We start from the raw sequence: 11,554 nt of genomic DNA, 5'->3' as shown, positions 1-11,554 counted from the left end.
GAGGAGGCGCAAGGATGAACGGGGAGCCGACCGAAACCCTGACGTGCAGCGAGCCGACCGCCGCCCGGCCGTGCGGCGAGCCGCTGGCCGCGGCAGCGCACCGCGCGCCCAGCGCGCCGCAGGTGGCCGCGGCGTCGGCCGCCGCCCGCATCCGCGAGGCGCCCGACACAGGGCCGCCGTGCAGGGAGCCGAGCGCCCCCGCATCGTGCCCTGCAAACGCGGAAGAGGCGCCCGCACCGGCGGAAGAATCCGCCGCCGCGCCACCTGCGAGCAACGGTGGCGTCGGCGCGGCTCCGGCGCGCGCTGGCGTCGCGGGACCGGGCGAGGTCTCGCCATCGCCGTCGAGGGCCCGCGCCCAGGGGCCGCGGGAAATCCCGCTGTCGCCGAAGATGGGGGGCGCGGGGCCGGGCGAGGGCTCGCCATCGCTCAAGGCGAGCACCTCGGGGCCGCGGGAGCTCCGGCCCTCCTCCGGCGACCTGCCCGCGCCGGATCGCCTGCCGTTCCCGGAGGTGGGACCGGCGGAGTCGGCGCTCCCCGCGGCGCGCCTCCGGCCGCCGCTCGAGCCGCTGGAGCAGGCGAACACCGCGCTCCGGGACTGGACACGGCAGCTCCCCGTCCTGCGGCTCGACTCCCCGGATTTCGATTGCGCCCACGTCCGGGTGCGCGAGGTGCGCGGCACCGAGGCCATCGGCCAGCTCTTCTCGTTCGACATCGACGTCGTGTGCAGCGACGGCGCCGAGCTCTCGATCGAGCAGGTGCTCGGTGCGACCGCATCGCTCGTGTTCGAGGTCCAGGGCGCGGACGAGCGGACCGTGCACGGCATGATCGCCGCGGTGGAGGACCGGTACGAGACGGAGACCGCTTTTCGCTCCTACCGGCTCCGGCTCGCGCCGCGGGCGTTCCGCGCGACGCTGGTGGAGCTCCAGCAGGTCTTCCTCGACGTCAGCGTGCCGGAGCTCATCCAGCAGAAGCTCGCGATGGTGGGGCTCGGGCCCGACGACGTGACGATGCGCCTCTACCGCGATCACCCCGCGCGGGAGATGGTCGTCCAGTACAAGGAGACCGATCTGGCCTTCATCTCGCGGCTCGCCGAGCACCTCGGCATCTCCTTCTTCTTCGAGCACGAGTCCGGGCGCGACGTGATGGTGTTCACCGACGAGCAGATGGGCTTTCCGCCGCTGCCGGGGGGCGACGCGGTGGTGTTCCGGCCGCGGGGCGAGCGGCGCGATGTGTTCGAGCTCAAGGAGCAAGCCATCGCTTTTCCCGCGACGTACGTCATGCAGGAATACAACTACCGGACGCCGAGGGTCGATCTCACGGCGACCCACGAGTCGGCGGCGGGCCTCGGGGGCGGCGTCGTCGAGTACGGCGCCCACCACAAGACGCCGGACGAGGGGCAGCAGCTGGCGCAGATCCGCGCGGAGGAGCGGGCCTCGGCGAGCCGCTATTACGAGTGCCGGAGCGACGAGCTCCGGCTGCTCCCGGGGGCCGTCTTCGCGATCGAGGGCCACCCGCGGCTCGATGGGCAGCGATTTCTGATCGTCGAGGTGGAGCACCGCGCCGTGCAGCCGGTGGCCATCGAGGGCGAGGGCGGGCGCGAGCAGGAGTACGTCAATCGCGCGCGGCTGGTGCGCGCCGAGCAGGCCTACCGCCCCCCGCGGGCGACGCCGCGGCCGAAGATCCACGGGGTGGTGTCGGCGCTCGTCGAGCCGCTCCCGGACGGGGAGATCGGCGCGACGTCGCCGATCGACGAGCAGGGGCGTTACCGGGTGCGCTTCCATTTCGACGCGGGGGATCCCGCCTCGCGCGCGTTTCCCTCGCGGCTCGTGCGGATGATCCAGCCGCACGCCGGGCCGAACTACGGCGTCCATTTCCCGCTGAAGCCCGGGATCGAGGTGCTGATGGTCTTCGTGGATGGAGACCCCGATCGGCCGATGATCGTGGGCGCCGCGCCCAACCCGATCACGCCGTCGCCGGTGACCCGGGAGGTGAACCTGATGCACCGGATCGAGACGTCGACCGGCATCCTCATCGAGATGAGGGACTGCCCGCCGCGGAGCTGACGGCGCCTCCACCCCTGCACGGCTGAGCGGCGCTCCCCGCACAGGAGACGGGCCCAGATCGGCGTTTTCGGCGCGCAGGCGCACGAAAGGGCGCTGAGCACCGAAAGCGCCGAGGTGGGCCCGTATCCGAAGCGGGGAGCGCCGCTCAGCGTTTCCGACCGGCGCGGCTGCTCAGCCGGCTGATCGCGTCGCCGGCGGCCCAGGCGACGCGGGCGGCCGCGTTGAGGGAGCGGACCACCGCCTCGGGCACCTGCGCGATCAGCCGCTCGAGATCGACGGGGCCGTCGATCGACGGCAAGAGCTGCTCCATCAGCTCGGCGAACAGGTCGTACTTGCGCGACAGGTCGTCGAGCCGCGCGCGCATCGCGTCGGCCTCCGGGCCCTCGGCGTCGCCGAGCAGCGCGAGCGCGCGCCGCGCGAGCGTGCGCTTGTCCTGCACCACGCGGCGCAGGCGGCCGAGGTAGGCGCCGACGATGACGTCGGGGTACTTGCCGCGCAGCGCGAACGAGTCGTGCCGCGCCCCCGACTCCCGCCGGCGCTCGATGATCCCGGCCGCCTCGAGGCCGCGCAGGTTCGCGAAGATGTTGCTCTTGGAGCGGCCGAGCTCCTGGCTGAGCTCATCCATCGAGCGCGGCACGTCCGCCAGGTAGAGGGCCGCCACGACCTGCCCCCCGAGCCGCGTGATGCCGGGGAACGAGGCGGCGATCTCGGCGCCGACCCCCTCGAGCAGCGCCTGCCGCGCGGCCGCGACCCGCTCGTCCGAGGCTGGCCCGTCGCCCCCTTCGCTCGCTGCGGGCGGCTGCGGCGGGTGCGCTGTCGACGACGTCGGCCTGCGGGCGGTCATGATGGGTGACTCACATAACGATCTTTCGGGAAAGCGCCAAGCGGCCAGCGCGCCCCGCGCTCCCGGCACGCTCCTCCTTCGCGCCCGGAGCGCGCCCCCTGCACGCCCGCAGCGCACCCCCCGCGCCCCTCTCCGGCGCCGCGCCGGAGCCCGCTCAGGAGTCGTCGGTGCAGAGACCGGCGAAGCCGCCGCGCGGCTGCCCCTTGTAGATCTCGACCGGGCACCCGCCCCAGCGCGAGACCATCTCGCCCACGTCGATGGCCAGGCTGCTCGACCAGTCCCGCGCCCCGTCGAAGCGGGCCCGGATGATCCCGTTCGGATCGATGATCCACGTCTCCGGGTAGAGCTGCGTGCCGTACTGGTCCAGCACGACCTTGGACTCGGGGTCGAAGAGCACCGGGAACGGCGGATCGCCGTTCAGGGCCACCTTGAGCGCGTCCCGCACGTCGTCCGGCCCCTCGTCGGTCGAGATCGTGAGGACGACGAAGTCCTTCCGCGACTGGGCGATCCGGCCGAGCTCCGCGAGCGCCGGCATCTCCTGCAGGCACGGCGCGCAGGTCTTGGTCCAGAAGTTCAAGAAGACCGTCTTGCCCCGGAACGACGACAGCCGGACCGGCTTGCCGTTCATGTCCGGCAGCTCGAAGTCCGGCGCGAGCCGGTTGCGGCCGGCGTACGCGGGGCGCAGCGCGCACATGGCCTTGCAGCCCGTGGAGCGCTGGTCGTTCTGCGCCGCGTGCACGAAGCCGTACACGGCGACGGCCGCGACGAGGATGAAGAGGATCTGCGCGATGGTCGTCCACTTCACGGTAGTGGGCATAGCCTAGCGCGGCGCGGGGCGAAAGCAGGCGAAGCGTCCCGGCGCCGCGAAGATCACGCCGGCCCGGAGAGCAGCCGCTCGAGCCGCCCCTCGTCGACGCGGTATTTCATGATCTTTCGCCCATCCAGCTCGACGACGGGGACCTCCCAGTCGTACAGCGCCCGCTTCTCCGGCCCGGCCTCGCGGTCCAGGTCGACCACGGCGAGCTCGAACGGGAGGCGGGCGCGCACGCGCTCGAGCGCCGCATGGGCGTCCTCGCACAGGTGGCAGCGCTCGCGCGTGAACAGCGTCACCGTCTTCATCCGCTCCTCCGGGACGGGCGTCCCCTCGCTCACCCCGCCGCGAGCAGCGGCAGGCTCTTTTGACGCGGCGGCTCCGGGCGCTTGATCCGCTCGAACGCGCGCTCGTAATCGCGGAACGAGCCGCCGGCGTGCACCGCCTGCAGCACCGCGCGCCCCTCGGCCTCGCCGCCGGCGGCGAGCACCGCCTCGACCCACGCCCAGCGCGCGCTCGTGGCCCGCACGTCGGCGCGGCCGCGCAGCCCGCGGCGGAGCCGGTCGAGCCGCTTGTTCACGACGTCGATCCCCGCGAAGCGCGCGCCGTGGAGCGGCGTGTTGCGCTTCGGGCAGAAGGGCGCGATCCCGAGCGCGACCGGCACGATCCGGGAGAGCTCCGTGACGAACGCGACGCACTCGTCGACGTCGGCGTCGGTCTCGCCGGGGACGCCGACCATCAGGTACAGCTTGAGCCGGTTCATCCCGTGCTGCCGCGCGAGCTCGGCCGCCCGCTGGAGGTGCCTCGGCCGCGCGCGCCGCTCCAGCGTCTCGCGGACGCGCTCGCTCGTGCCGTCCATCGCCGTCGTGAGCGTCTTGTAGCCCGCGAGCCGCAGCGCGCCGACGAACTCGTCGGTCAGCCGGTCCGGCCGTAGGCTGCTCAGCCCGACCTCGCAGCCCCGCTCGGCGAGCGTCCGGACCACCTCGACGATCTTCGGGTGATCGCTGACCGCGGCGCCGACGAGGCCGACGCGCTTCGCGTCCTCGGGGATGAGCCCGAGGAGGCGATCCTTCGGGACGATGCGCATGCCGCCGTTGGTCGAGCGGCGCATGACGCAGTAGGTGCACCCGCGCGAGCAGCCCCGCTCCGCCTCGATGAGGAACATGTTCGAGAGCTCGGTCTCCTCGGCGCGGATCGGCGACCAGGCGGGCAGGAGCGCGTCCTCGCACCGGGCGACCGGGGGCATCTCCGCGCCGTGGCGCGAGGGGACGAAGACGTGGGGGACGCCCGCCAGCGCGTCGAGCGCCGCCTCGCGCGAGGGGGCGTCCCGCAGCAGGCGGAGCACCTCCACGGCCAGCGTGTCGGCCTCGCCCATGAGGATCGCGTCGGCGAACGGCGCGAGCGGCAGCGGGTTGGAGAACGTGAGCGGACCGCCCGCGAGGACGAACGGGTGGCGGCCGTCGCGCTCCTCCCGGAGCGCCGGCAGCCCGGCGAGCTCGAGCAGGCGGACGACCCCGGCGAGCTCGAGCTCGTACGCCACCGAGAGCGCGATGACCGGAAAGTCGGAGAGGGGGCGGAGCCCCTCGTACGTGACCGGAGCGCCCTCGGCGCTCACGCCCTCGTCGTCCGGCAGGAAGGCGCGCTCGCACGCCATCCCGGGCTCGGCCTGGATCAGCTTGTAGATCTGGAGAAAGCCGAGCGAGCTCATGCCAGCCCGGTACGGGGACGGGTAAGACAGCGCGACGCGGAAGGGCGCCTGCTTGTCGATACGACCGATCTCGCTCGCCAGCCGGCGGCGGATCGTGGTCGTCATCGCGCTACGAGCCATCGCCGGAGCGTCCCTCAGGGGGCGTCCAGGCGCAAGGACACGGGCGGCGAACGGCGCCGTCCGGAGCCCGGGGCCGGGCTCGGCGGCCGGCCCGGGCGGGACCAGAGGACGCGCTCGCCGTCGGTCTCCCAGACCAGGGCGCCGCCGCGGTCCATGCGCGCGATCGCCACGCCCCGGGCCGACAGGCGGGAGAGCACCTCGGGGCTCGGGTGCCCGAAGCGGTTGCGGACGCCGCAGGACACGGCGGCGACCGAGGGGTCGACGGCCTCGAGGAGCGCCGCGCCGGTCGAGGTCCGGCTGCCGTGGTGCCCCACCTTGAGCAGATCGGCGCGGAGCGCGGCGCCGTGGCGCGAAACGAGCGCGTCCTCGGCCTCGTGCTCCGCGTCGCCCACGAGCAGCGCGGAGCGAGCCCCGTAGGTGATGCGCAGGACGAACGAGTTGTCGTTGGCGCCCCGGTCCGGGTGGAGCTCGGGGCACGGCGCGAGCACCTCGATCGTCGCCCCCGAGAGCACCCGCGGCCTGCCGCACAGCGAGGCGGGCCGCACGACGGGCACGCCGCGCCGGCGCAGGTCCGAGAGCAGCCTGGCGTACACCGGGCCCGCGCCCTCGGCCTCGCCCTGGCCGGTGTCCCAGAGCTCGCCGACCTCCACGCCCTCGACCACGGCGGGCAGGCCGCCGAAGTGGTCCGGGTGCGGGTGCGACAGGACGATCGCGTCGAGGCGCGCGCGGCGGCGCGATCGCAGGAGCGGCCGGAGGACGCGCGCCCCCGGATCGACCGGGCTGCCCACGAAGCCGCCCGCGTCGACGAGCATCGCGCCGCCCTCGGGCAGGTCGATGAGGATGGCGTCGCCCTGCCCCACGTCGAGGACGTTGACGCGCAGCACGCCGCGCGGCGCGCCGGCGCGCACGGCGACGACCTCGAGCGCGAGCCACGCGGCGGCGCCGGCCGCGAGCGCGGCGAGCCGGCGGCCGCGGCGCTCCGCGGCCCACGCGAGCGCGATCGCGGCGGCGAGCGCGGCCAGCTGGGCGGGCGACGGCTCGGGCAGGCGCAGCACCACGCCGGTCTCCGCCGAGGCGCGGGCGACGGCGCGCACCGCGAGCAGCGCGCCCGACCCGACGAGCGCGCACCCGCGCTCGACCGGCGGCGCCCACGAGAGCACCGCGTGCGCGAGGCAGAACGGGAGCGCCGCCAGCTCGCCGATCGGCGCGGCCACCACGTTCGCCGCCACGCCGAGCAGCGGGAACGTCTCGCCGTTCATGAGCAGCAGCGGCGCGCACCCGAACATGGCGGCGAGCGTCGTCGCCAGCGGCGCGAGGAGCCGGCGCGCGAGGGCCCGCGGCGACGCGTCGAGCGGACCGCGCTCCGGACCGCCGCCGTCCTCGCGCCCTCGCTCGCCGGGGACGAGCAGCGCGGCGAGCGGCCGCTGCAGCCAGAGCAGCCCGGCGGTCGCGGCCGCGGAGAGGCCGAACGAGAGATCGCACGCGATCAGCGGATCGACGGCGGCGGCGCCCGCGAGCGACAGGGCGAAGTTGCGGACGCCCACCGGGCGGAGGCCCAGGAGCCGGGCGCCCATGGCGCAGCTGAGCATCGCCGCCGCGCGCATGGCCGATCCGCCGCCGCCGGCGAAGTCGGCGTAGAGCCACGCGGCCGGCACGCACAGCGCCGCGGTGATGCGGCCCGCGTCCCACCGCGCCGCGATCGGGCCGACGCGGACGAGGATCGCGCGCAGGACCGCGGCGAAGCCCGCCACCGCGAGGATCAGGTGCGTCCCCGAGACCGCGAGCAGGTGGGCGAGTCCGCTCTCGCGGAAGGCGTCCTGGTCCTCGGGCGTGAGGTCGGTCTCGCCGAGCACGAGCGCGCGCCCGAGCGCGGCCGCGTCGGGGTGGAACGTGGCCTCGATGCGCGCCCGCACCGCGGCCCGCGCGCGGTCGACCGCCGCCCCGATCGAGCGCCCCGACAGCGTCCGCCGCGCGTCGACGATCGTCCCGCTCGCGACGATCCCGCTCCGCGCGATCGCGGCGGTCGCGTCCCGGAGCCCCTCGTTGCGGAACAGGTGGATCGGCGCGAGGTCGACGACGACCTCGATCCGGTCGCCCCGCGCGAGCTCCAGCGGCGCTCCGTAGAGGCGCGCCCGGAGCGGTCCCGGCAGCGCCCGCCCGCCGCACGTGCCACCGGTGAGCTCCACATCGACGCGCGCGCTCGGCGCCTCACCGGCCTCGTCGGAGCGCCGCTGCGCCGTCCCGACCACGACCGGCGAGGTGACGACCGCGGCCGTCACCTCGCAGCGCGCCGGCGGCTGCAGCAGCGCGGCGGCGCCGTCGTAGAGGCCGCTCGCGTCGTCGAGCAGCGCGCGGGCGCGGAGGCCGCTGACGGCGAGCGCGACCGCGGCGGCGGCGAGCGCCGCGCGGCCGGCCCGGCGGTGGAGCGCCGCCGCGGCGAGCGCCGCGCCGAGCGCGGTGGGGATCGGGGCGAGGGCGAGCGGGGCGCCCGCGGCGAGCGCGAGCCCGAAGAGCAGGACCGGATCGATCACGGCCGCACCGCCCCGCAACACCCGGGCCGCGCACGTTTCCGCGGCTTTTCACGGTGGATAGGGCCGCCAGGTCCCTGGCGCCGCCATGGCGGATCCGGGGGACGCCGGTACCCTGACGACCCTGCAAGGGCTCCGGGACGGTCTCTTGATGTAGGGCATGCAACGAGACGAGTCGTTCAACGCGCGTGGCGCGCGTGCATGACCGCACATTCCCCTCTAGAATCATCGGCTCGGCGCGTCGCCTCACGGCTCGCACCTACATTGCAGTACTTGGAGGCTAGCGATGTCGTTTTGGTCGCCCAGAGTCGCCTTGATTCTTGCCTTGGGACTCGCTGCTACGGCGTGCAGCTCGGCCCTGGAGGAGCTCCCTGATGAGACCGGAGAGGCGCGCGACGCCATCCAGGACGGTTACCTGGACGACGGCGACAGGGCCGTCGTGGGCATCTACAACGCCGAGATCGGCGCGATCTGCACCGGCAGCCTGATCGCCCCGAACGTGGTGCTGACGGCCCGGCACTGCGTATCGGACATGGCCAATGAGCTGGACGGCCAGATCACCTGCCGGAGCACCAAGTTCACGGACACGCACCTGGCGCGGCGGATCTTCGTGACGACCGACGCGGAGATCGGCGAGTCCTCGCGCTACTACGGCGGCAGCGAGATCGTGCTGCTCCCCGGCACGGAAGCGGACAGCTTCTGCGGCAACGACCAGGCGATCCTGATCCTGGACGAGCTGATCCCGGAGAGCGAAGCCGTGCCGCTCGTCCCGCGCGTCGACGTACCCCTGAAGAGGGGCGAGGAGTACTACGCGGTCGGCTTCGGCGCGACGAACGACTTGAGCACCGGCGCGGGCCTGCGGCGGCGCCGCGACAACCTCTTCATCGATTGCGTGGCCGACGGCTGCCCGGCGTCCGTGGTAAAGCCGACCGAGTGGGTCGGGGACACGGGCATCTGCGAGGGGGACTCGGGCGGCCCCAGCCTCGACCTGATGCACCGGGTGATCGGCGTGACCTCGCGCGGGGCCGAGGGCTGCGAGTACCCGATCTACGGCTATGTGTACGGCTGGGCGGAATGGATTAAAGAGGCGACCGTGCATGCCGCCGACGTCGGAGGCTACGCGGCGCCCCGCTGGGCGACCGGCTACCCCACCGATCCGATCTACGCGGCGGAGATCGGGGGCGCCTGCGAGCAGCCGGAGCAGTGCTCGACGAACGCGTGCCTCGACGGCTACTGCACCCGCCCCTGCAACGAGATCGCGACGTGCCCGAGCGGCTACAGCTGCAACGACGAGCTCGGCTTCTGCGCGAAGCTCCCGGAGCCGCCGCCCGAGGACGACGGCGAAGCAGACGGGGAGGACGCGGCGTCCGCCGGGTCCTGCAGCATCCAGCCGAGGCCTGATCCGACGAAGCCGGTCCCCTGGCTGCTCGGCGCGGCGGGCCTGGGCGCGGTGGCGAGCCTGCGGCGGCGCCGCAGTCGGGATCGGCTTGGCTGAAGGGCGGCGCTCATCGTCGACGCCCCGCGCGCGGGGCGCCGCGCTCTCGCAGGGAGCCGCGTTCTCGCAGCGAGCCGCGCTCCCGCACGGAGCCGCGCTCCCGCGGCGGGCCGCGCTCGCCGCGCTCGCGGCGGTCGCGCTCGCGGCGTGCGGGCGCCGGGCCCCGGCGGCGCAGGGCGGCGCGCGCGTCGTCTCCCTGTCGCCCAGCACCACGGAGGCGGTCTGCGCGATCGGGGCCGGCGCGGCGCTCGTCGGCCGCTCCCGCCACTGCGACCACCCGCCCGAGGTGCTCCGCCTGCCCAGCGTCGGCGGCTACGCCGATCCGAGCATCGAGGCGATCATCGCGCTCTCGCCGACCCTCGTCGTCGGCGCCCGCGGCCCCGCGGGGCCGGCGCTGGAAGAGGCGCTGCGCGGGCACGGGATCGCGACGTGCTTCCCCGAGACCGAGTCGCTCGCCCAGATCGAGGAGATGCTCGCGGAGCTCGGCCGGCGGCTCGACGCGGCCCCCGGCGCCGAGCAGGCGATCGCCCGGCTCCGCGCCCGCCGCCAGGAGGTCGAGCAGGCCGTGAAGGGGCGACCGCGCGTCCGGGTCGCCCTGCTGTTCGACACCTCGCCCATCTTCGCCGCGGGTCCCGGCAGCTTCGCCGATGAGCTCATCCGGCTCGCCGGCGGCGAGAACGCGATCGCCCGCGGCGGCGCCTATCCGTCGATCAGCGTCGAGCACCTGCTCGCGCTGGATCCCGACGTGCTGCTCGACGGCACGATCGGCGCGGACGGCGCTGACGGCGCTGACCCGTCGCGCGCGCAAGGCGCCCCCAGGCTGGCGATGCTCCGGGACGCGCCCGGCTGGAGATCCCTGCGCGCCGTGCGCGAGGGGCGCGTGCGCCCGCTCCGCACCGACGCCGTGCTGCGCCCGGGGCCGCGCATCGGCGACGGGCTCGCCGAGGTCGCCCGGGCGCTCCACGGCGACGCGCTCTCGCTCTCCGACGCGACGGCCGCCCCCGCCGCCCGGGGCGGCGGCGCGGGCCCCGTTCCCCCTTCGCCGGCGGGGGCGCCGTGACCCGCGTCCGCGCCGACGCGCTGCTCGTCGCCCGGAAGCTCGTCGCCTCGCGCACCGAGGCGCAGGCGCTGATCATGGCCGGCAAGGTCACCTCGGGGCCGCGCCGCATCGACAAGCCGGGCACGCTGCTCCCGGAGGACGCCGAGGTCCACGTCGCGTCCGGCCCCCGGTTCGTCTCGCGCGGCGGCGACAAGCTCGAGCACGCGCTCGCCGCGTTCGCGGCGCAGCACGGCCTCGACGTCGCCGGGAAGACCTGCGTCGACGTCGGCGCCTCGACCGGCGGCTTCACCGACTGCCTGCTCCAGCGCGGCGCGGCGCGGGTGTTCGCGGTCGACGTCGGCTACGGCCAGCTCGCCAGCAAGCTCCGCGCCGATCCCCGCGTCGAGGTGCGCGATCGGGTCAACGCGCGCGAGCTCCGGCGCGAGGACTTCGACTGCCCCATCGATCTCGTGGTGGTCGACGCGTCCTTCATCAGCATCTCCCGGCTCATCGACGCGATCGCCCGCCTGCTCCGCCCCGCCGGCGATCTCGTCGCGCTGATCAAGCCGCAGTTCGAGGCGGGCCGCGAGGCCGCCGCCCGCGGGCGCGGCGTCATCCGCGACGAGGCGACCCGCCTCGCGGCGATCGCCGAGGCGCGCCAGGCCATCGAGGCCGCGGGCTTCTCCGTCGTCGGGGAGGTCGACAGCGCGGTGCGCGGGCCGAAGGGGAACGTCGAGCACTTCGTCCACGCGCGCCGCGCCGGCTAGCCGCGCCGACTGCAGCGGCCCCGCGAGGCGCGCCGCGCCGCCTGGCGTGCTGCGCCCCGCGAGGCGCGCCGCGCCGCCTGGCGTGCTGCGCGCCGCGCGGCGCGCCGCGGCAGCCGGCTGCGTCAGCCCCGGCGCCGCGCGGGCCGGCGGCGGGCTCGACCGGCGGAATCCGTGGAGAA

General features: G+C 75.1%; 9 protein-coding genes. 4 read left to right on the top strand and 5 right to left on the bottom strand.

What is annotated here, in order from left to right:
• Positions 1-14 precede the first annotated feature (14 nt).
• The gene (gene tssI / locus WME83_RS47925; RefSeq protein ID WP_437316394.1) at positions 15-2,063 is read left to right on the top strand and encodes a type VI secretion system tip protein TssI/VgrG; all 2,049 of its coding nucleotides are present in this window, start codon (positions 15-17) and stop codon (positions 2,061-2,063) included.
• Positions 2,064-2,208: 145 nt separating this feature from the next.
• Here the strand turns inward: tssI and WME83_RS47920 are convergent, their stop codons facing one another.
• The 5 genes from WME83_RS47920 to WME83_RS47900 form a co-directional block, all read right to left on the bottom strand.
• The gene (locus WME83_RS47920; protein ID WP_437316393.1) at positions 2,209-2,907 is read right to left on the bottom strand and encodes a GbsR/MarR family transcriptional regulator; all 699 of its coding nucleotides are present in this window, start codon (positions 2,905-2,907) and stop codon (positions 2,209-2,211) included.
• 154 nt (positions 2,908-3,061) lie between these two features.
• A complete protein-coding gene (locus WME83_RS47915; protein WP_236644295.1) occupies positions 3,062-3,712 on the bottom strand; it encodes a TlpA family protein disulfide reductase in 651 nt (216 codons plus the stop codon).
• 65 nt (positions 3,713-3,777) lie between these two features.
• The gene (locus tag WME83_RS47910; RefSeq protein WP_437316392.1) at positions 3,778-4,026 is read right to left on the bottom strand and encodes a glutaredoxin family protein; all 249 of its coding nucleotides are present in this window, start codon (positions 4,024-4,026) and stop codon (positions 3,778-3,780) included.
• Positions 4,027-4,055: 29 nt separating this feature from the next.
• The gene (locus tag WME83_RS47905) at positions 4,056-5,531 is read right to left on the bottom strand and encodes a B12-binding domain-containing radical SAM protein (RefSeq protein ID WP_437316391.1); all 1,476 of its coding nucleotides are present in this window, start codon (positions 5,529-5,531) and stop codon (positions 4,056-4,058) included.
• Positions 5,532-5,560: 29 nt separating this feature from the next.
• Positions 5,561-8,077 carry a DNA internalization-related competence protein ComEC/Rec2 gene (locus WME83_RS47900; RefSeq protein ID WP_437316390.1) on the bottom strand — a complete coding sequence of 839 codons (2,517 nt, stop codon included), beginning with the start codon at positions 8,075-8,077 and terminating at the stop codon, positions 5,561-5,563.
• 322 nt (positions 8,078-8,399) lie between these two features.
• Between WME83_RS47900 and WME83_RS47895 the strand changes: the two genes are divergently transcribed.
• From WME83_RS47895 to WME83_RS47885, 3 genes are read left to right on the top strand one after another with little or no spacing between them, the layout of a single operon-like run.
• Positions 8,400-9,569 (top strand): trypsin-like serine peptidase, encoded by a 1,170-nt coding sequence (locus WME83_RS47895; RefSeq protein ID WP_437316389.1) that lies wholly within the window; start codon positions 8,400-8,402, stop codon positions 9,567-9,569.
• Complete coding sequence (locus WME83_RS47890; RefSeq protein WP_437316388.1) at positions 9,562-10,629, top strand: ABC transporter substrate-binding protein; 1,068 nt, start codon at positions 9,562-9,564, stop codon at positions 10,627-10,629. Before WME83_RS47895 ends, WME83_RS47890 begins: the two co-directional genes overlap by 8 nt.
• Positions 10,626-11,375: a TlyA family RNA methyltransferase gene (locus WME83_RS47885; protein WP_437316387.1), complete on the top strand. Its 750-nt coding sequence runs from the start codon at positions 10,626-10,628 to the stop codon at positions 11,373-11,375. Before WME83_RS47890 ends, WME83_RS47885 begins: the two co-directional genes overlap by 4 nt.
• Positions 11,376-11,554 lie beyond the last annotated feature (179 nt).

This window comes from Sorangium sp. So ce385, from assembly GCF_051474135.1.
GTDB classification, from domain to species: Bacteria; Myxococcota_A; Polyangia; order Polyangiales; family Polyangiaceae; genus Sorangium; species Sorangium cellulosum_D.
Note: the sequence above shows the minus strand (reverse complement) of the source record. Positions and strands in the feature narration are given on the sequence as shown.